The sequence below is a fragment of the Sulfitobacter sp. PM12 genome (assembly GCF_045586035.1).
Taxonomy (GTDB): Bacteria; Pseudomonadota; Alphaproteobacteria; order Rhodobacterales; family Rhodobacteraceae; genus Sulfitobacter; species Sulfitobacter pontiacus.
This window is the reverse complement of sequence record NZ_CP151529.1, coordinates 874,736-894,323: the sequence shown is the minus strand read 5'-3', so window position 1 is coordinate 894,323 and position 19,588 is coordinate 874,736. Positions and strand designations below refer to the sequence as shown.

Below are 19,588 nucleotides of genomic sequence, written 5' to 3'. Positions count from 1 at the left end.
CTACACCTCTTACACTTACACACGCACCAAGACGCCTTTCCTTCTGGCAGCAAAACCTGAAGGCCGCGTTAAAGCCGCAAATTATCTGACGCTGCGCTGCGGCGCGTTTGCGCTTGAAGTTTTCGTCTAAAAATGCAGACCTGCACGCAACATTATTTCTTGGAGAGTCGCAAATGTCGAAAATCACCCGCCCCCTGCGTTCCGTTCTGTATATCCCCGGCTCCAAGGACCGCGCGTTAGACAAAGCCCGCGGGCTGCCGGCCGATGCGATTATCTTTGACCTCGAAGACGCCGTGATCCCGGAAGAAAAAACCGCTGCACGTGAAACACTCGCCACGGCGCTGAAAGACGGCGGCTATGGCAGCCGGTATAAGGTGATCCGCATCAACGGGCTGGACACCGAATGGGGTGCCGACGATGCCCGCGCCGCGGCGAAGATGGACTGCGACGCCATTTTGCTGCCCAAAGTCGGCAACCCCGCCGATCTGGACGCACTGGCCGAAATCACCGGCGACATCCCGCTTTGGGCGATGATGGAAACGCCGGGTGCGATGCTGAATGCCGCCGCGATTGGCGCGCATCCCAAGCTGCAATGTATGGTGATGGGCACCAACGACCTGAACAAAGACCTGCAAACCCGCGTGCGCGCCGACCGCCTGCCCCTGATGACCGGGCTTGGCCTCTGCGTACTGGCAGCCAAGGCCAACGGCATCGCGATTGTCGATGGCGTTTACAATGCGTTCAAGGATGACGAAGGCCACCGCGTTGAATGTGATCAGGGCCGCGACATGGGCTTTGACGGCAAAACCTTGATCCACCCCGCGCAGCTGGACGTCGCGAACGAGGCATTCTCCCCCTCCGAGGCCGAAGCCGACCTGGCCCGCCGCCAGATCGAGGCGTTTGACGAAATGCAGGCGACAGGTCAGGGTGTGGCCGTTGTGGACGGGCGCATCGTTGAAAACCTGCATGTCGCCACCGCACGCGAAACATTGGCAAAGCTGGACGCGATCGCGGCCCTGCAAACGGAGTAAACCTGATGATGGCACTTTTGATCCTTGGTCTGATCTTATGGGTCGGTGCCCATTATTTCCGTCGCTTCATGCCGGACCAGCGCGCAGCTATGGGCCGACGGGGCAAAGGCATCATCGCCGTTGCCATCGTGGCGGCGCTGGTCATGATCATTATCGGATACCGCGGGGCCGCGTTTATCCCCGTCTGGACTCCCCCGCCCTTCCTGACGCATCTGAACAACTTGCTGATGGTGCTGGCATTCTGGGTCTACGGGTCCAGTGCGGCCAAAGGGGCCAAGGCCTGGCCCGCCTATAAAACCCGCCACCCGCAGCTGATGGCTGTCAAAATCTGGGCGGTCGCGCATTTGCTGGTGAACGGGGATCTCGCCTCTATCCTGCTGTTTGGCTCTATGCTGGCATGGGCGGTCGGTTCCGTGATCCTGATCAACCGCGCCGAACCCAACTGGACACCCCCTGCCCCCGCGGGCAAGGCCACCTATATCCGCCTTGCGGTGATCACGCTGGTGATGCTGGTCGTTGTGACCGCGATCCATACCCTGCTTGGCGTCTCTCCCTTTTCCTGAGTTACTGAAAGAACCCCCATGAAACTCTATCGTTTCCTGTCCGAAGAGGACACTTCCGCCTTTTGCCACAAGGTCACCGACGCGCTGAACAAGGGGTGGGAGCTTTACGGCACGCCCACGCAGACATGGGATGCCAAGGCAAATGTCATGCGTTGCGGTCAGGCTGTGACCAAGGAAGTCGAAGGCACCTATACGCCCGACACCAAACTGGGGGCGCATTGATGGCACAGGCAAAGACCAACAAGGGCCGTTTCTTCGAGGACTATAAAGTAGGCGAGACGTTGCATCATGCTGTGCCTCGCACGGTCAAGGATGGTGAACGCGCGCTGTACCACGCGCTGTATCCCGCACGTCATGCGCTTTATTCCTCTGACCAGTTTGCCCAAAGCTGCGGCCTGCCTGCCAGCCCGCTGGACGATATGATCACCTTTCACATCGTGTTCGGGAAAACCGTGCCGGATGTATCGCTGAACGCGGTCGCCAATCTTGGCTATGCGCAGGGGCGCTGGCTGGCGCCGGTCTGGCCTGGCGATACGCTGCGATCTGAATCCGAGGTGATCGGGCTCAAGCAGAACTCTAACGGGAAAACCGGCGTCGTCTATGTACGCACCACCGGCTTTAACCAGAACGACACCAAGGTGCTGGAGTATGTCCGCTGGGTAATGGTGCGCAAACGTGATGTCGATGCCCCCGCCCCCGAAACGGTCGTGCCCGATCTTCCCAAGGCGCTGACGGTTGAAGATCTGTCGATTCCCGAAACGCTCGACTTCAGCAATTACGACTTTACCCTCGCGGGCGAGGCGCATCGCTGGGATGATTATACCGTGGGCGAGATGATCGACCACGTGGATGGCGTCACCGTCGAAGAGGCGGAGCATATGATGGCCACCCGCCTGTGGCAGAACACGGCGAAAGTGCACTTTGACACCTCTGCCCGCCCCGACGGGTCGCGGCTGATCTATGGCGGGCACGTGATCTCTATGGCGCGGGCGCTGTCGTTCAACGGGCTGGCCAATGCGCAGATGATCGTGGGGCTGAACGGCGGGGCGCATGCGAACCCCTGCCTGTCTGGCGACACAATCCGCGCCTGGACCGAGGTTCTGGACAAAGTCGATACCGACAAACCAGGTGTCGGCGCATTGCGCTTGCGCTTGGTCGCCACCAAAGGCGGAGAGCCGTTCAAGCTGAAGGGTGAAGACGGCAAATACCTGCCCGATGTCCTGCTCGACCTCGATTACTGGGCACTGATTCCCAAGTAGGACGACCCCTTGACGACGGCTGACCGGTCGCAAAACAAACAACTATATGTCGCGTTCGGCCCTTAAAACGTGGGGTTTCCTAGCGCAACAGCCGCTGCGTCGGCAACATTCCGCAGATTTTCCACCGTTAGCGCTATTTTGTGATCACACGCGAAATTCGTGTGATCACAAATGTCGCTTTTATCTGGAAAACCCTGTATTTCTCCGAAAAACTGTTTACCGAGTATCAAGACTCAATCGTATACCGCGATTAGACTGGAACAAAGACGGGACCGTTTTTTATGAACATCCACGAATATCAGGCAAAAGCCCTTTTGCGTAGCTACGGCGCGCCAGTATCCGACGGCCGGGTCGTGCTGAAAGCTGAAGAAGCGAAAACAGCCGCAGGCGAGATGGACGGACCTCTTTGGGTCGTCAAGGCACAGATCCACGCAGGTGGCCGCGGCAAGGGGTCTTTCAAAGAAGCCGACGCTGGCGACAAAGGCGGTGTACGCCTGACCAAATCGGTTGAAGAAGCCGCCGAGGAAGCCAAGAAAATGCTGGGCCGCACCCTGGTCACGCATCAGACCGGCCCCGCGGGCAAACAGGTCAACCGGATCTACATCGAAGACGGTTCGGGCATCGAAACCGAATTGTACCTCGCGCTGCTGGTGGATCGCCAGACCTCGCGCATCGGGTTCGTCTGCTCCACCGAGGGCGGCATGGACATCGAAGAAGTAGCCGAGTCCACCCCTGAAAAAATCATCAGCTTCTCTGTTGACCCCGCCGCGGGCTTCCAGCCCTACCACGGCCGCCGCGTTGCTTTCGCCCTGGGGCTGGAAGGCAAGCAGGTCAAACAATGTGTGACCCTGATGGGCCAGCTGTTCAAAGCCTTCGTCGAAAAAGACATGGAAATGCTGGAAATCAACCCGCTGATCGTCACCGACAGCGGCGACCTCAAAGTGCTGGACGCCAAAGTCAGCTTTGACGGCAACGCGATGTACCGCCACGGCGATATTGCCGATCTGCGCGACACCACCGAAGAAGACCCCAAAGAGCTCGAGGCGTCCAAGTACGACCTGAACTACATCGCTCTGGACGGTGAAATCGGCTGCATGGTGAACGGTGCCGGTCTGGCGATGGCTACAATGGACATCATCAAGCTTTACGGCGCCGAGCCTGCGAACTTCCTTGATGTTGGTGGTGGTGCCACCAAAGAGAAAGTGACCGAAGCGTTCAAGATCATCACCTCCGACCCGCAGGTCAAAGGTATTCTGGTCAACATCTTCGGTGGCATCATGCGCTGTGACGTCATCGCCGAAGGTGTGGTCGCAGCCGTGAAGGAAGTCGGCCTGCAGGTTCCGCTGGTTGTCCGTCTGGAAGGCACAAACGTTGAAGAAGGCAAAGCCATCATCAACAACTCCGGCCTGGACGTGATCGCTGCGGACGACCTGAAAGATGGCGCGCAAAAGATCGTGAAAGCGGTCAAAGGCTAAAACTGGCTGGAAAGCTTGGATGATGCATCGTCTCGCCTTTTGTTTTTCCATTGCCGCGCTGGCTGTCCCTTTCGGGGCGGCCAGTAACGCTATGGCACAGACAACGCGCGCGGCGGACATCGCACAGGCCTTTGCAGACCATTGTTTCAGCCCGCGTCTGACCGCACGGACAGCGCAGGCACAGCTTGGCAGCATAGGGGCACGGGTCGATTTCTATGATCTGCGTCCCTTTACCTCGGCACCACAGTCTCCGGTGACGGGCGCGGCAGCAACGGCGGGCACAGACCGCCGCTGCGAAGTGTCCTTTGACGGGGCGGCACCGCAGGTTGCGCAACAGGGGATCGCCACCGGATTGGCACAGGAAAACCTGACCGATCTGGTAGATGTCCCCGCGGGGTTCCCCATCACGACGGGGGCCACCTATCGCGCAGCCGTCATGCTGAACCCCAACCGCATGGCTGTGGTACAATCGGGGGTACGCGATGGGGCGCAGGGGGTTGAAACCTTTGCCCGCGTCGAACGCCTGATCCCGCTGAACGAGGCAAGCCAATGACCGCGTCCGCGCAAAACACCGTCACCGGTGGCAAGGCCATCGTCTTTGGGATGACCGTTCTGGTCTTCGCAATGATGGCTGTCGTCGCACAGCTGCCCATGCCGATGCAGGATTCCCTGCTGGCCGAAGGCGGCCCGTTCGAGACGCTGTCGGTCATTGGCTATGGCCTATGCATCTTGCTGATGTTCGTGCTGTGGCCCGCGGCTTCGGCGGCGCGTCGGTGGTACTTTGCGGTGTTCATGGCCCTGTTCGCGGCCCGCGAACTGGACCTTGATAAAAAGCCGTTCACCGAAGGCCTGCTGAAAGCGCGGCAATTTTCCAGCGATGGCGTCAGCCTGATGGAAAAGGGCGTTGCCGGCGTCATCCTGCTGGCGATCATTGCAACCGGTCTGATCCTGTTGCGCCGCGAGACATGGGGCTTCATCCGTGGGGTCGCCAAAGGCGCGGCACCGCAGCTTGCTGTGTTGATCGGGCTGCTGTTCATCGTCGTCTACAAGCTGACCGACGGGCTGGCGCGCAAGCTGGAACCCTTTGGCATCACGCTAGGCCAGGATCAGATCGATCTGGCCTACGTCATCGAGGAAGTCGGCGAACTGGGCATCCCGCTGATGTTCGCTGTTGCAATCTATCTGACATACCGACTGCCGCGCCTTGCGGCGGCGGCACCTTCCACCGCGCCCTGAGACCGGCGCCACCTGAATTGAACTTGAGAAGAAAGCACATAACATGGCCGTACTCGTAAACGAAAACACCAAAGTGATCTGCCAGGGCCTCACCGGCTCGCAGGGCACGTTCCACACCGAACAGGCCATCGCCTATGGCACCAAAATGGTCGGCGGTGTGACCCCCGGCAAAGGCGGCCAGACGCATCTTGACCTGCCCGTGTTCAACTCTGTCCACGAAGCCCGTCACGTCACCGAAGCCAACGCCACGGTCATCTACGTGCCGCCCCCCTTCGCCGCGGATTCCATCCTCGAGGCGATCGACGCCGAGATGGAGCTGATCATCTGCATCACCGAAGGCATTCCTGTTCTGGACATGATGCGCGTCAAGCGCGCGCTCGAAGGGTCCAAATCCCGCCTGATCGGGCCAAACTGCCCCGGCGTGATCACGCCTGACGCCTGCAAAATCGGCATCATGCCCGGCCACATCCACAAGCGCGGCACCTGCGGGGTTGTCTCGCGCTCGGGCACGCTTACGTACGAAGCTGTGAAACAGACATCCGATCTTGGCCTCGGCCAATCCTCTGCGGTTGGTATCGGCGGCGACCCCATCAAAGGGTCCGAGCATATCGATATCCTCGAGATGTTCCTGGCCGATCCAGAAACACAGTCGATCATCATGATTGGTGAAATCGGCGGTTCTGCCGAAGAAGAAGCGGCGCAATTCCTGGCCGACGAGAAGAAAAAAGGCCGTTGGAAGCCCACAGCCGGTTTCATCGCGGGCCGCACAGCCCCTCCCGGCCGTCGTATGGGCCACGCCGGTGCGATCGTCGCAGGCGGCAAAGGTGACGCGGAATCCAAGATCGCAGCTATGAAAGAAGCAGGCATCGTTGTTGCGGATAGCCCCGCAACGCTGGGTGAAGCTGTTCAAGAAGCTATCAACAAAGGCTAACGCCAGATGGTGGGGCCTGACTTTTCAGGCCCCGCCGCTCTTACTTAAACGTCGCGCTCTCATCAGAGGTATCGCCATGACAGACCAACCCAAAAACGACCAGTTCCACGATACCTCCTTTCTCGAGGGGCAGAACGGCGAATACCTAGAGGCAATGTATGCCCGCTATGCCAGCGATCCCAATGCGGTTGATGGCGCATGGCAGGCGTTCTTCGAAGCGATGGACGACGACCACGCCGATGTTCAGGCAGAGGCCGCAGGCCCGTCCTGGGCGCGCAGCGATTGGCCCCCCGTCCCGCAGGACGATCTGACCTCTGCATTGACCGGCCAGTGGCCCGTCCCGACCGAAGCGAAAGCCGCCGGTCAGAAGATTGCCGAAAAAGCCTCCTCCAAGGGGATCGAACTGTCTGACGCGCAGGTACAACGTGCCGTGCTCGACAGTATCCGCGCGTTGATGCTGATCCGCGCCTACCGTATCCGTGGCCACCTTGCCGCCGATCTTGACCCGCTTGGCATGCGCGACAGCGACACCCATCCTGAACTGGACCCGGCCGCCTATGGCTTCGGGCCCAAGGACATGGATCGCCCGATCTTTATCGACAATGTGCTTGGCCTTGAGATCGCGACGATGAAACAGATCGTCGATATCGTCAAAAGCACCTACTGCGGCACCTTCGCGCTGCAATATATGCACATCTCTGATCCCGAACAGGCCGCGTGGCTGAAAGAGCGGATCGAGGGCTACGGCAAGGAAATTCAGTTCACCCGCAATGGCCGCAAAGCCATCCTGAACAAGCTGGTAGAGGCCGAAGGCTTCGAGAAATTCCTGCACGTCAAATACATGGGCACCAAGCGGTTCGGCCTTGATGGGGGCGAAAGCCTGATCCCCGCGATGGAGCAGATCATCAAGCGCGGCGGTCAGCTGGGCATTCAGGACATCGTGATCGGCATGCCGCACCGTGGCCGTCTGTCGGTGCTGGCAAACGTCATGCAGAAACCCTACCGCGCGATCTTCAACGAGTTTCAGGGCGGCAGCTTTAAACCCGATGATGTCGACGGCTCCGGCGATGTGAAATACCACCTCGGCGCGTCCTCCGACCGTGAATTCGACGGCAACACCGTCCACCTGTCGCTGACCGCCAACCCGTCCCACCTTGAAGCGGTGAACCCCGTTGTTCTGGGCAAGGTCCGCGCCAAGCAGGACCAGCTGAACGACAAGGAACGCACCTCCGTGATGCCGATCCTGCTGCACGGGGATGCGGCCTTTGCCGGTCAGGGTGTCGTCGCCGAATGTTTCGCCCTTTCGGGCCTGCGCGGGCACCGTACCGGCGGGACCATGCATATCGTGGTGAACAACCAGATCGGTTTCACCACAGCGCCGCACTTCAGCCGCTCCAGCCCCTATCCGACCGATAACGCGTTGGTCGTCGAGGCTCCGATCTTCCACGTCAACGGCGACGACCCCGAAGCGGTTGTGCACGCGGCCCGCGTGGCGACGGAATTCCGTCAGAAGTTCAAGAAAGACGTGGTCATCGACCTGATCTGCTACCGCCGCTTTGGTCACAACGAAGGCGACGAGCCGATGTTCACCAACCCGGTGATGTACAAGAAGATCAAAAAGCAAAAGACCACGCTGACGCTCTATACCGAGCGGCTGGTGAAAGACGGCCTGATCCCCGAGGGCGAGATCGAGGATATGAAAGCCGCCTTCCAGGAGAAGATGAACACCGAATTCGAGGCCGGCAAGGAATACCGCCCCAACAAGGCCGATTGGCTGGATGGCAAGTGGTCGCACCTCGATAAGGCCAAGGAAAAGAAATACCAGCGTGGCAAGACAGCCATCGCCGCCGAAACCATGGCAGATGTGGGCAAGGCGCTGACCGCCGCACCCGACGGCTTTCCGCTGCATAAAACCGTGGCGCGCCTGCTCGACGCCAAGGCCGAGATGTTCAAATCCGGCGAAGGCTTCGACTGGGCCACAGCCGAGGCGCTGGCCTTTGGCTCGCTCTTGACCGAAGGGTACAAGGTCCGCCTGTCCGGTCAGGACTCCGCCCGCGGCACCTTCTCGCAGCGTCATTCGGCCCTGATCAATCAGGAAAACGAAGACCGCTACTACCCGCTGAACCACATCCGCGAAGGTCAGGCAGAATACGAAGTCATCGACTCCATGCTGTCGGAATACGCGGTTCTGGGCTTTGAATACGGCTACTCGCTGGCGGAACCCAACGCGCTGACCCTGTGGGAAGCGCAGTTCGGCGACTTTGCCAACGGCGCGCAGATCATGTTCGACCAGTTCATTTCCTCGGGCGAAAGCAAATGGCTGCGCATGTCCGGCCTCGTCTGCCTGATGCCCCATGGCTATGAAGGGCAAGGGCCCGAACACTCCTCCGCGCGTCTGGAACGCTTCCTGACCATGTGCGGCGGTGACAACTGGATCGTGGCGAACTGCACCACGCCTGCGAACTACTTCCACCTGCTGCGCCGCCAGCTGCACCGCAGCTACCGCAAGCCGCTGATGCTGATGACGCCGAAGTCCCTGCTGCGCCACAAGCTGGCCGTCAGCAAGGCCGAGGAATTCACCACCGGCTCTTCTTTCCACCGCGTCCTCTGGGACGATGCGGAACAGGGCAACTCGGACACCACATTGGCGGCGGACGACAAGATCAAGCGCGTCGTCATGTGTTCGGGCAAGGTCTATTACGACCTGCTGGAAGAACGCGACGCCCGTGGCATCGACGACATCTACCTGCTGCGTTTCGAACAATTCTACCCGTTCCCCGCGCAATCCGCTGTGAAAGAGCTGGAACGCTTTAAGAATGCGGAAATGGTATGGTGTCAGGAAGAGCCCAAGAACCAAGGGGCATGGTCCTTCATCGAACCTAATATCGAATGGGTTCTGGGCCGTATCGACGCCACCCACACCCGTCCGACCTATGTCGGTCGCGCCACCTCGGCCTCGCCTGCGACCGGCCTTGCCTCCCAACACAAAGCACAACAAGCAGCCCTCGTTGACGAAGCGCTGACCATCGAAGGAAAATAACCATGACAAGCGAAGTACGCGTCCCTACCTTGGGTGAATCCGTAACCGAAGCGACCGTGGCAACATGGTTCAAAAAGCCCGGCGATAGCGTCGCAGTCGACGAAATGCTCTGCGAGCTGGAAACCGATAAGGTCACCGTCGAAGTGCCCTCCCCCGTGGCGGGTACTCTGGCCGACATCGTTGCCGCCGAAGGCGAAACCGTCGGCGTTGACGCGCTGCTGGCCAATATCTCCGAAGGGGATGCGGCCCCGGCGAAATCCGAAGCCCCCAAGGCGGTCGATGCCGGTGCCGAAGACGTGAAACCCCGCGACGCTGCCGACGATGTCGACGTCATGGTCCCCACCTTGGGCGAATCCGTGTCCGAGGCGACCGTCAGCACGTGGTTCAAGACCGTCGGTGACCACGTCGAAGCCGATGAAATGCTGTGCGAGCTGGAAACCGACAAGGTCAGCGTCGAAGTGCCCGCGCCGACATCGGGCACGCTGACCCAGATCATCGCCGAAGAAGGCAGCACGGTCGAGGCCAACGGCAAGCTCGCCGTGATCAGCCAGGGCGAAGGCGGCAGCGCAAGCAAACCCGCCGGTGATACCGCTGAACCCAAAGCGGGCGGTCAGGTCCCTGCCCCCGGCAACGCGCCCTCGGGCGATGTCGAAGACGCGCCTTCCGCCAAGAAAGCCATGGCCGAAGCCGGCATCAGCCGCGATCAGGTCACCGGCACAGGCCGTGACGGACGTGTAATGAAGGAAGACGTGGCCAAGGCTGTTGCCGCTGGCAAGAACGCGGCAAAACCTGCCGCAGCCGCGCCACGCGCCCCATCGGCCCCCCAGGACGCCGCCCGCGAGGAACGCGTCAAGATGACCCGTCTGCGCCAGACCATCGCGAAACGTCTGAAAGACAGCCAGAACACCGCCGCCATGCTGACGACCTATAACGAGGTCGACATGACAGAGATCATGGCCCTGCGGAACGAATACAAAGACCTGTTCCTGAAAAAGCACGGCGTCAAACTCGGCTTCATGTCCTTCTTCACCAAGGCCTGTATCCACGCCCTGAACGAAGTGCCCGAAGTGAATGCCGAAATCGATGGCACCGATGTGGTCTACAAGAACTACGTCAACATGGGCATCGCGGCCGGCACCCCCACCGGTCTGGTCGTGCCCGTGGTCAAGGACGCGCAAGCGATGTCCTTTGCCGACATCGAAAAGGAAATCGGTGAACTGGGGGCCAAGGCCCGCGACGGCAAACTATCCATGGCGGAAATGCAGGGCGGCACTTTCACTATCTCTAACGGTGGTGTCTATGGCTCGCTGATGTCCTCGCCGATCCTGAACCCGCCACAATCGGGTATCCTCGGGATGCACAAGATTCAGGACCGCCCCATGGCGATCAACGGTCAGGTTGTGATCCGTCCGATGATGTATCTGGCGCTCAGCTATGACCACCGCATCGTGGACGGCAAAGGTGCCGTGACCTTCCTCGTCCGCGTGAAAGAAGCGCTCGAAGACCCACGCCGCCTGCTGATGGACCTGTAACCCACCACACCCACCGCCCGGAAAGGACAAATGATGACAGAGACCACGATACTCGCCGCCTATGGCCTGCTCGTTATGCTGACAATCTTGCTTCAGGTTCTGGGCGGTGCGCAACAACTCAGCCTGGGCTATCTGCTCTCGTCGCGCGACGAGGACCGGTCGATGACCGGCATGACGGCCCGGCTGAAACGCGCATTGGACAACTCCATCGTGGCAATGGCGCTCTTTGCCCCGGCGGTGCTGATCCTCGAAATGCTGGACCGCACCAATGCCACGTCCCTGCTGGCCGCACAGGTCTTCCTCATCGCACGGATCATCTATCTGCCGGTCTATGCGCTTGGCGTGCCCGCGATCCGGACCCTCGCATGGCTGGCGGGCTTTGCCGCCACCGCCATTCTCTATTTCCTCGCGCTATAGCGGACCGCCAAGATGACACCCGAACTCACTGTTCTGACCCTCGCGGCGCTGCTCCAGGTCGTGACCTTTGTCGCCTATGCGATCCCTGCCAACCGCGAGGTCGGCCCCGGCTACACCATGTCCGCGCGCGACCGAGAACCGTCGAAATCGCTCTCTGACAGGACCGCCCGTCTGGGCCGCGCGTTCAACAATATGTTCGAAGCGCTGGCGCTTTTCGCCGTCGCCGTCGTGGTGCTGCAAATGTCCGGCCAGAACACGACCTACACCGCCATTCTCGCATGGATCTTCCTCGCGGCCCGCGTCGCCTATGTGCCCGCCTATGCGCTTGGCCTGCGTCCCGGACGCTCGCTGATCTGGGCCGTGGGCCTTGGTGCGACGGTGCTGATGCTGCTGGCCGCGCTGTTTTGATCTTCCAAATGGCATAGATCCCGGGGGCGTGCGCTTGCGCACGGGGGCAGCGCCCCCTAGCCTTGACCGCAACACGCCCCGCCCCTGCATGCCTGAACGCCACACTTTCTACTCTACCCCAATTCCCGACCACCAAGGAGACCTTCCATGTCCAGCTACGATGTCATCATCATCGGCTCCGGCCCCGGCGGCTATGTATCCGCCATCCGCTGCGCCCAACTGGGCCTCAAAACCGCCTGTGTCGAGGGCCGCGAGACGTTGGGCGGCACCTGCCTGAACGTCGGCTGTATCCCGTCCAAGGCGCTGCTGCATGCCACGCATATGCTGCACGAAGCCGAACACAACTTTGCCGATATGGGCCTCAAGGGTAAAAGCCCTTCGGTCGATTGGGCGCAGATGCAAACCTACAAACAGAACACGATCGACACCAACACCAAGGGGATCGAGTTCCTGTTCAAGAAGAACAAGATCGACTGGATCAAAGGCTGGGCCACCATCCCCGAAGCTGGCAAGGTCAAGGTCGGTGACGAGGTCCACGAGGCCAAGAACATCATCATCGCCACAGGGTCCGAACCCTCTGCCCTTCCCGGTGTCGAGGTTGACGAAAAGGTCGTCGTCACCTCTACCGGCGCGCTGTCGCTGAACAAGATCCCGAAAAAGCTGGTCGTGATCGGCGCGGGCGTCATCGGGCTCGAACTCGGCTCTGTCTACGCGCGTCTGGGGGCCGAGGTGACGGTTGTCGAATATCTCGATGCGATCACCCCCGGCATGGACGGCGAAGTGCAGAAGAACTTTATGCGCATCCTGAAAAAGCAGGGCGTCAACTTTGTCATGGGTGCCGCCGTACAAGGCACCGAGGCCTCCAAGACCAAAGCCAAGGTGACCTACAAGCTGCGCAAGGATGACAGTGAACACACGCTGGACGCCGATGTCGTTCTCGTCTCCACCGGCCGCAAGCCGTTCCACGACGGTCTGGGCCTTGAAGGTCTGGGGGTCGAGCTGACCAAACGCGGCCAGATCGCGGTAAGCGACACCTGGGAAACCTCGGTCAAAGGCATCTACGCCATCGGCGACGTCATTGAAGGCCCGATGCTGGCGCATAAGGCCGAAGACGAAGGCATGGCCGCAGCAGAGGTCGTGGCGGGCAAACATGGCCACGTGAACTATGGCGTGATCCCCGGCGTGATCTACACCCACCCCGAGGTTGCCAATGTCGGTGCCACCGAAGAGCAACTGAAAGAAGCAGGCCGCGCCTATAAGGTCGGCAAATTCAGCTTTATGGGCAACGCCCGTGCCAAGGCCGTCTTCGCGGGCGAAGGCTTCGTCAAGCTGATCGCCGACAAGGAAACCGACCGCATCCTCGGCGCGCATATCATCGGCCCCGGCGCAGGCGATCTGATTCACGAGGTCTGCGTTGCGATGGAATTCGGAGCCTCTGCCGAGGATCTGGCGATGACCTGCCACGCGCACCCGACCTACTCCGAAGCGGTCCGCGAAGCGGCGCTGGCCTGTGGCGACGGCCCGATCCACATGTAAGGCAGCCGCCTGTATTGAAACGACAAAGGGTGGACCGTTTGGCCCACCCTTTTTTGTGTTCTAACCGTTGTATCCTAACCGTCGTGCGCGCCGATCGGTAGGGGCAGCACCTATCTCGGTTGAGGGGCTTTGAACCCCGCCTCGGCCAAGAGCGCGTCCGACCGTGTCTCGACCGTTTCTTCAAGCCGTTTCATGAAGGCGGCCCGCTCCAACCCCGGTGCGATGGGGGTCAGGAACTCGACCACTGCCACACCCGGACGCCGGTACAGCCCGCGCCGTGGCCAGAAGTAACCCGCGTTGGTGGCGACGGGGACGCAAGGCTGGTTCATCTGCTCGTACAGTGCGGCAGTACCTGCCTTATAGGGGACCGACAGGCCGGGCGCGACGCGTGTGCCTTGTGAATAGATGACAAGCTGGCCCGGTTCGGCCTCGCCCGCTTTGACATCGGCCAGCATCTTGGAAATCGCCGCGCCACGTTTGCCACGGTTCACCGCGACCATCTGCATGCGCTTGGCATATTGCCCGATCACCGGGGTCATCAAAATCTCGCGTTTCATAATGAATTTCGCGCGCGGCAGAATGTGAAAGATCATCAGGATATCAAGGAAAGACTGGTGTTTGGCGGCGACCAACACGGCCCCGTCCGGCACGTCGCCCCGCACCTCGCACCGCAGCCCGACGATGACCTTCGCCATCCACATGGTCCCCGCCGCATAGGCCTTGCACGCCGCATAGGCCCCCCGCCGCGAGAACATCGCCCAAGGCGCATAGAACAGCCCCAAAAGCGGCATATAGACCGTGGCCAGCACGATGAAGGTCAAGGATCGTATCCACTGCAACATTATGCGAGTTCCTTTAATGTACGGCGCGCGGCCGCCCCTGTGGCCGCAAAGGCGACACCACCGGACAGAAACGGGATCACCAGCGGCACAACCCAGTGCCAGCCCTGAAAGCCCAAACCGGTCAGAAAGCCCCCCGCGTCAGCGGTGCTTGGCAACAGCAGTATCGCCAGCAGCCCGACCCCCGTGCCCGCCGCAGCGCCGGTCAGCGCGCGCAGGGTGAAACGCCGGATAAAGGCCTGCGCGATATAGCTGTCGGTCGCCCCCACCAGACGCAAAACGGCAATGACCTGAGCGTTGGCCGACAGCGCCGCATTGGCGGCAAGTGTCACCATCGCGGCCAGCGTCGCGATGATCAGGATCATGGAGACCCAGCCCAGAAGCTTCAGCCGCGACGCGGCCTTGACCAGCGGCGCGCGCCAGCGGCTGTGATTGTCCAGAACCGCCCCTGGCACCTCTGCCGCGAGGCGCAGGCGCAGGCCATCGGCGTCCATGCCGTCGTCCTCTTCGATGATCTCGATCAGGCGGGGTACCGGGAGGGCATCAATGGCCAGTTCCGGTCCGAACCAGGGGGCCAGCAGGGATTGCTGCTCTTCATCCGTGAGGGCGCGGGCTGTGGCGACCCCTTTGGTGGTCTCGAGGATGCGCAAGGCGGCCTCGGTCTGGGCGCTGCGCTGGTCGATAGGGGCCACAACACGGATCGTCGCGGTGCGAGCCAACTCTTGCCCCCAGATATTCGCCAGCCGCCCCGACGCCAGCGACAGCGCCAGCGCAAAGACCGCCAGAAACGCCATCGTTCCCGCGGCAAACAGGGTCAACTGCGCGGTAAACCCCGACGGCGGCACCACACGGTCCGCCTGACGGTCGCCGTTCCACAGCGCGGTCAGCGCAATGCGCAACATCTTCATAGATCCGCCCCCGCCAGCTGGATGCGCCGGTTGGCGATGCGCAAGACACGCGCCTGCACCTGCGCCTTGGTGGCACGGATCAGCCCCAGATCGTGGGTCGCGATCAACACGGTCTTGCCCATGCGGTTCAGCTCTACCAGCAGGCGAAGCAGGCGCTGCGACATTTCCCAATCGACGTTGCCCGTGGGTTCATCCGCAAGCACCACATCTGGCGACATGATCACCGCACGGGCCAGCGCCGCACGCTGGCGCTCACCGCCCGACAGCTCTGGCGGCAGGGCATCGGCGCGGCTGCTCAGCCCGACCCACGACAGCAGCTCTTGCAGGTCGTCGCCGCCGGTTTCCGCATGGCGGCCCGACACGGTCAGCGGCAAACCGATGTTTTCCGCAACCGGCAAATGGTTCAGGAATTGGCAATCCTGGTGCACCACGCCCACACGTCGCCGGATCATCGCGATATCATCGCGGTCCATCGCACGCACGTCCTTGCCAAACAGCGACACATGCCCCGCCGTGGGCAGAAGCGCGCCATAGCAGAGCTTCATCAAAGTGGTCTTGCCAGAGCCGGACGGACCCGTCAGAAAATGGAACGACCCCGGCGCCAGCTTGACCGAGATATCGGACAAAAGCTCGCCCCCGCCATAGCTGTAGGCCACGTTTTCAAACTCGATCACACGCATATCCCGCTTGGTTTGAACTGTTGTGCCCCAGCACCGCTTGGGTTTCAATGCACCCCGGCGCAGCCATTGCATGAAGATTGCACTTTTCCTACGGTTTTCTAGGACATAAGGTTGATCTGACGTGAAAACGAAGAGGTTTCCAATGGTTCGGGGCGCAACATGAGACTGATCTGTCCCAATTGCGATGCGCAGTACGAGGTCCCGGACGAGGTGATGCCCTCTTCCGGTCGCGATGTGCAATGTTCGAACTGTGGCCAGACCTGGTTCCAGCACCACCCCGATTTCCCCCCTCTCGATGAAGAGGACGACGGCAGGATCAGCACGGTTTCCGCCGCTCTGTCCGCGCGCGAGGATGCGGATGACGGCGTCGCGCGCGAAGGCGATGCAGATACGCCCGCCCCGGCAAGCACACCCGAGCCCGACGAAGACGCAGCGGAAGACCCCGACGCGGGCGAATCCGCGCATCCCGCCCCGCCACCGCGCAAGCAGCTTGACCCTTCGGTCGCCGATATTCTCCGGCAAGAGGCCGAGGCGGAACAAGAAGCCCGCCGTCGCCGTCAGGCTCAGACCCTTGAAAGCCAGCCCGATCTGGGGCTTGAAGAAGCAGACCAACCCAGCGAAAGCGACCGTGCGCAGCAGGCCAAGGCCCGCATGTCGCGTCTGCGCGGCGAAGAGCAGCACAGCGCTGCCGAGACCACAGCCGCCGCTGCGGCCGTTGCATCGCGCCGCGAATTGCTGCCCGATATCGAAGAGATCAACTCCACCCTGCGCACCGGATCAGAACGGCGCGTGATCCCGAACACGGGCGCAGACGCCGGGCGCGATACCCATGCGGACCCGAAACAGCGTAGCGGGTTCAGCCGCGGGTTCGTGCTGATTGTCGCGCTCGCCTCTGTGCTGGTGCTGCTATACGTCTTTTCGCCGCAAATCTCGGAAGCGGTGCCCGCGCTGCGCCCCTATCTTGCGCTTTACGTCGCGCAGGTGGACAGCGCGCGCCAATGGCTGGACGAGATGTTGCAATCAACGTTGCAATGGCTGGATGCACGGGCGTCGCAGTCGGGCAGCTAAAACGGATCGGGCCCGTCCTTTTGGCGGCCCCGTCCTTGCGTCATCAATCCTATCAGAAGCGGTCCAGCAGACGGCGCAGGTAGTCGCGTTCGACCTCTGGCCGCGTCGCCTCGCCCGAGCGGCGGCGGATCTCGTCCAGCAGTTCACGCGCGCGGCCATAGGCGTCATTATCCAGCGCCAGATCACCCTCTGACCCCTGCGCGCCATTCGCCCCCTGTTCGCGCCCTAAAGGGTCCGTGTTCTCGGCACGGCGGTTGCCCTGCGCGGTGCCTTGTCCGGGTTCGGACGCTTGCTGGTCCTGTTCCATCGCCTCGCCCAAGGCGCGCATCCCCTCGCGCAGCGCTTCCATCGCCTGCGACTGGTTATCGATCGCTTCGGCCAGATCGTCGCGGCGCAAAGCCTCTTCGGCGCCGTCCATCGCGCGGCCGGCACGGTCCAGCGCATCGCGCGCGGCGTCACCTTCCGGGGTGCCGCCACCGGGCAGACGCCCTTCCTGACGGCGCAGTTCATCGCGCAGCGCTTGCTGACGGTCAGCGATCGATCCCTGTCCCTGCCCCGGTTCGCCCTGGCCGTTGTTCTGGCCCGGCTGCTGCCCCGGTTGGCCGGGCTGGTTGCCCTCCTGTTGCGGGCCGGGTTGCTGGCCCTGGCCCTGCCCCTGTTGCTGGCCATCATCGGCATTGGGGTTGAACCTGTCCTGCAAATCGCGGAACGCCTGATCGCTTAGCTCTTGCTGCTCACGCAGGCTATCGGCCAGCCCCTCCATCGCCTGTTCACCCTCGGATTGCCCACCTTCGCCCGGCTGGCCTTGGGTAACGCGCATGTTCTCCATCATCTCTTGCAGCTCGCGCAGCGCCTGTTCGGCCTCTGCCATGCGGCCCTGCTCCATCAGTTCCTGAATCCGGTCCATCATGCGTTGCAGGTCGTCCTGCGTCATCTGCATGGTCTCGCCCTGCTGACCTTGCTGCTGGTCGCCGTTCTCACCTTCTTGCGCCTGCTGGCGTTGCAACTGACGCATATAGTCGTCGGTGGCGCGGCGCAGCTCTTCCATCAGCTCTGCGATCTCGGCGTCCGAGGCACCGTTCTTCATCGCCTCTTGCAAACGCTCCTGTGCGCGGCGCATCCGGTCCAGCGCATCGGCCAGCACGCCTTCCTCCAGTTCAATCGCCAGATCCCATAGATCATCCGCAATCTCGGTCTGCACCTCGTCGGACAAACCATAGCGGGCGCGAATTTCGATCCGTTCAATCAGCCGCCGCAAGCGCAGCGCCGCCGTGTCAGAGCGGAATACATCCGCCGGACGATAGGACACCGCCCGCAAGACCTGCGCGAGGGTGTCGGCGTTGCCCTTGGCCCAGAGCAGATCGCGCCGTTGTTCAATAACGGCCGCCGCCAGCGGATCGAAAAAGCGTCGTCCCGGCAGGGTCATCTGCGTCGGCGGGGTGGTCGCCTGTTGTTCCGACGCATCCAGCACGCTCAGCGTGACCGTGACCGGCAGGTTGGCCCAAGGATGTTTGGAAAAATCGTCGATCAGGTTCTCTTCGAAATCGCGGCGGTCCCCGGCAATGGGCAGTGACAGCGGCACGATCATCTCGGCCCGCGGGTCAGGGTCAATCGCCAGCCCATAGCGGCGGTCCACAGCGGCCAGATCCAGATCGATCCGCGCCTCGCCCGCTTCAACGCCATAGTCGTCCCGCGCCACAAAGGGCAGTTGCATCTCGCCAAGGGCGGTCACCTCGGGCGGGCCTGCAATCTCGACCTGCGGCTTGGCGTCAGGCAGCATCGTCACGTCCCACGCGCGCCCGTTCGGCCCGTCGATGGCGATCTGCCCGCTTTGGCTGACTTTGAAATCCTGCACGATTGCGGGGGTGTCCCCCTCTGGCTGGGGCTGGCCCGAGACGGTCTCGGAAACCGACAGCGCCCCCACTTCGCCATACATGCGCAGGGTGATCAGCGTGCCGGCAGGCAGGTTCAGCGGGCCTTCGGCAAGGTCGGAGAGATAGAGCGTCGGCTTGCCGGTATAGCGCGGTGGCTCCGCCCATCCTTCCCAGACCGGACCGGAGGCCAAAGCCCCCCCGCCCGCCGTCAGACCCGCTACCGACCCGATGCGCAGCACCGACCCAAAGACCAGCGCCGTAACGAAAGCCAGCAGCGCGACATAGCGCAGGGCAAAGGGATCACGGCGCGCCATGCGCAAGTCCGCAGGCACCGCCTGCGCAGCGGCGGCACGGGCGGCCATGCGGCGCTGATGCGCCTGCCACACCGCAGCAGAGGCATCATCCCCCGTGCCGATCGCCTGCACATCCATCAGCGCCTGAATCGGGCGTCCGGGTAGGCTGGCGTCAAGGCGGGTCAGCGCCTCTATCCGGCGGGGAATGCGTAAATGCCGCAGCGCATAGACCAGCGCCCCGACAGCGGCCAACGTCACAGCAACGACAGCGCCGGTCACGACGGACATCGGAACGGTATCGTGCAGCCCCAGCATCAGCACGGCCAGAACAGACAGCACCAAGGCAATCAGCGGCCAGAACGCCTGCACCAACACCTCGGCCCAGATACCGGCCCAGGTCAGACGCAGGGGCCAACGGATCGACTTGAGACCCTGCTCGGGCGAGTGGTCGTCATCCTTGGCGGTGAAAAGCGTCATGCGGGCCCTGCTTTCAAAAGC

At 61.8% G+C, this 19,588-nt stretch carries 18 protein-coding genes; 14 read left to right on the top strand and 4 right to left on the bottom strand.

What is annotated here, in order from left to right; translation table 11 throughout:
- Positions 1-173 precede the first annotated feature (173 nt).
- The 13 genes from AADW22_RS04265 (at position 174) to lpdA (ending at position 13,428) form a co-directional block, all read left to right on the top strand.
- Positions 174-1,031: a CoA ester lyase gene (locus AADW22_RS04265; protein ID WP_064216135.1), complete on the top strand. Its 858-nt coding sequence runs from the start codon at positions 174-176 to the stop codon at positions 1,029-1,031.
- Positions 1,032-1,036: 5 nt separating this feature from the next.
- Positions 1,037-1,594, top strand: a complete 558-nt coding sequence (locus AADW22_RS04260) for an NnrU family protein (protein WP_005851514.1) — start codon at positions 1,037-1,039, stop codon at positions 1,592-1,594.
- A gap of 18 nt (positions 1,595-1,612) precedes the next feature.
- Positions 1,613-1,816 (top strand): DUF1737 domain-containing protein, encoded by a 204-nt coding sequence (locus AADW22_RS04255; RefSeq protein WP_009826044.1) that lies wholly within the window; start codon positions 1,613-1,615, stop codon positions 1,814-1,816.
- Positions 1,816-2,853 carry a MaoC family dehydratase gene (locus AADW22_RS04250; protein ID WP_407474318.1) on the top strand — a complete coding sequence of 346 codons (1,038 nt, stop codon included), beginning with the start codon at positions 1,816-1,818 and terminating at the stop codon, positions 2,851-2,853. Before AADW22_RS04255 ends, AADW22_RS04250 begins: the two co-directional genes overlap by 1 nt.
- Positions 2,854-3,134: 281 nt before the next feature.
- Positions 3,135-4,328, top strand: a complete 1,194-nt coding sequence (gene sucC / locus AADW22_RS04245; protein ID WP_005851509.1) for an ADP-forming succinate--CoA ligase subunit beta — start codon at positions 3,135-3,137, stop codon at positions 4,326-4,328.
- A gap of 91 nt (positions 4,329-4,419) precedes the next feature.
- Complete coding sequence (locus AADW22_RS04240; protein WP_180828697.1) at positions 4,420-4,881, top strand: succinyl-CoA synthetase subunit beta; 462 nt, start codon at positions 4,420-4,422, stop codon at positions 4,879-4,881.
- Positions 4,878-5,564, top strand: a complete 687-nt coding sequence (locus tag AADW22_RS04235) for a hypothetical protein (protein WP_407474317.1) — start codon at positions 4,878-4,880, stop codon at positions 5,562-5,564. The genes AADW22_RS04240 and AADW22_RS04235 overlap by 4 nt, the downstream gene beginning before the upstream one ends.
- Before the next feature lie 43 nt (positions 5,565-5,607).
- The gene (gene sucD / locus AADW22_RS04230; RefSeq protein WP_009826038.1) at positions 5,608-6,495 is read left to right on the top strand and encodes a succinate--CoA ligase subunit alpha; all 888 of its coding nucleotides are present in this window, start codon (positions 5,608-5,610) and stop codon (positions 6,493-6,495) included.
- 76 nt (positions 6,496-6,571) lie between these two features.
- Complete coding sequence (locus AADW22_RS04225; protein WP_407474316.1) at positions 6,572-9,535, top strand: 2-oxoglutarate dehydrogenase E1 component; 2,964 nt, start codon at positions 6,572-6,574, stop codon at positions 9,533-9,535.
- 2 nt (positions 9,536-9,537) lie between these two features.
- Positions 9,538-11,067, top strand: a complete 1,530-nt coding sequence (gene odhB, locus AADW22_RS04220) for a 2-oxoglutarate dehydrogenase complex dihydrolipoyllysine-residue succinyltransferase (protein ID WP_407474315.1) — start codon at positions 9,538-9,540, stop codon at positions 11,065-11,067.
- Positions 11,068-11,097: 30 nt separating this feature from the next.
- Complete coding sequence (locus AADW22_RS04215; protein ID WP_005851501.1) at positions 11,098-11,484, top strand: MAPEG family protein; 387 nt, start codon at positions 11,098-11,100, stop codon at positions 11,482-11,484.
- 12 nt (positions 11,485-11,496) lie between these two features.
- Entirely contained in the window at positions 11,497-11,892 is a 396-nt protein-coding gene (locus tag AADW22_RS04210) for an MAPEG family protein (protein WP_005851499.1), read from the top strand.
- A 147-nt stretch (positions 11,893-12,039) separates the two neighbouring features.
- A complete protein-coding gene (gene lpdA / locus AADW22_RS04205) occupies positions 12,040-13,428 on the top strand; it encodes a dihydrolipoyl dehydrogenase (RefSeq protein WP_005851497.1) in 1,389 nt (462 codons plus the stop codon).
- A 110-nt stretch (positions 13,429-13,538) separates the two neighbouring features.
- Here the strand turns inward: lpdA and AADW22_RS04200 are convergent, their stop codons facing one another.
- From AADW22_RS04200 to AADW22_RS04190, 3 genes are read right to left on the bottom strand one after another with little or no spacing between them, the layout of a single operon-like run.
- Positions 13,539-14,270 carry a 1-acyl-sn-glycerol-3-phosphate acyltransferase gene (locus AADW22_RS04200; protein WP_286759254.1) on the bottom strand — a complete coding sequence of 244 codons (732 nt, stop codon included), beginning with the start codon at positions 14,268-14,270 and terminating at the stop codon, positions 13,539-13,541.
- The gene (locus tag AADW22_RS04195; protein WP_005851493.1) at positions 14,270-15,175 is read right to left on the bottom strand and encodes an ABC transporter permease; all 906 of its coding nucleotides are present in this window, start codon (positions 15,173-15,175) and stop codon (positions 14,270-14,272) included. Before AADW22_RS04195 ends, AADW22_RS04200 begins: the two co-directional genes overlap by 1 nt.
- A complete protein-coding gene (locus tag AADW22_RS04190; protein ID WP_037954577.1) occupies positions 15,172-15,849 on the bottom strand; it encodes a cell division ATP-binding protein FtsE in 678 nt (225 codons plus the stop codon). The genes AADW22_RS04195 and AADW22_RS04190 overlap by 4 nt, the downstream gene beginning before the upstream one ends.
- A 165-nt stretch (positions 15,850-16,014) precedes the next feature.
- Between AADW22_RS04190 and AADW22_RS04185 the strand changes: the two genes are divergently transcribed.
- Positions 16,015-16,923, top strand: a complete 909-nt coding sequence (locus AADW22_RS04185; RefSeq protein ID WP_288960796.1) for a zinc-ribbon domain-containing protein — start codon at positions 16,015-16,017, stop codon at positions 16,921-16,923.
- A 52-nt stretch (positions 16,924-16,975) separates the two neighbouring features.
- Here the strand turns inward: AADW22_RS04185 and AADW22_RS04180 are convergent, their stop codons facing one another.
- Positions 16,976-19,567, bottom strand: a complete 2,592-nt coding sequence (locus AADW22_RS04180) for a TIGR02302 family protein (protein WP_407474314.1) — start codon at positions 19,565-19,567, stop codon at positions 16,976-16,978.
- Between the last annotated feature and the right edge of the window lie 21 nt (positions 19,568-19,588).

Coding starts and splice junctions, on each gene's coding strand:
- AADW22_RS04265 (WP_064216135.1), top strand. CDS start 174: ATGTCGAAAATCACCCGCCCCCTGCGTTCCGTTCTGTATATCCCCGGC.
- AADW22_RS04260 (WP_005851514.1), top strand. CDS start 1,037: ATGATGGCACTTTTGATCCTTGGTCTGATCTTATGGGTCGGTGCCCAT.
- AADW22_RS04255 (WP_009826044.1), top strand. CDS start 1,613: ATGAAACTCTATCGTTTCCTGTCCGAAGAGGACACTTCCGCCTTTTGC.
- AADW22_RS04250 (WP_407474318.1), top strand. CDS start 1,816: ATGGCACAGGCAAAGACCAACAAGGGCCGTTTCTTCGAGGACTATAAA.
- sucC (WP_005851509.1), top strand. CDS start 3,135: ATGAACATCCACGAATATCAGGCAAAAGCCCTTTTGCGTAGCTACGGC.
- AADW22_RS04240 (WP_180828697.1), top strand. CDS start 4,420: ATGGCACAGACAACGCGCGCGGCGGACATCGCACAGGCCTTTGCAGAC.
- AADW22_RS04235 (WP_407474317.1), top strand. CDS start 4,878: ATGACCGCGTCCGCGCAAAACACCGTCACCGGTGGCAAGGCCATCGTC.
- sucD (WP_009826038.1), top strand. CDS start 5,608: ATGGCCGTACTCGTAAACGAAAACACCAAAGTGATCTGCCAGGGCCTC.
- AADW22_RS04225 (WP_407474316.1), top strand. CDS start 6,572: ATGACAGACCAACCCAAAAACGACCAGTTCCACGATACCTCCTTTCTC.
- odhB (WP_407474315.1), top strand. CDS start 9,538: ATGACAAGCGAAGTACGCGTCCCTACCTTGGGTGAATCCGTAACCGAA.
- AADW22_RS04215 (WP_005851501.1), top strand. CDS start 11,098: ATGATGACAGAGACCACGATACTCGCCGCCTATGGCCTGCTCGTTATG.
- AADW22_RS04210 (WP_005851499.1), top strand. CDS start 11,497: ATGACACCCGAACTCACTGTTCTGACCCTCGCGGCGCTGCTCCAGGTC.
- lpdA (WP_005851497.1), top strand. CDS start 12,040: ATGTCCAGCTACGATGTCATCATCATCGGCTCCGGCCCCGGCGGCTAT.
- AADW22_RS04200 (WP_286759254.1), bottom strand. CDS start 14,270: ATGTTGCAGTGGATACGATCCTTGACCTTCATCGTGCTGGCCACGGTC.
- AADW22_RS04195 (WP_005851493.1), bottom strand. CDS start 15,175: ATGAAGATGTTGCGCATTGCGCTGACCGCGCTGTGGAACGGCGACCGT.
- AADW22_RS04185 (WP_288960796.1), top strand. CDS start 16,015: ATGAGACTGATCTGTCCCAATTGCGATGCGCAGTACGAGGTCCCGGAC.
- AADW22_RS04180 (WP_407474314.1), bottom strand. CDS start 19,567: ATGACGCTTTTCACCGCCAAGGATGACGACCACTCGCCCGAGCAGGGT.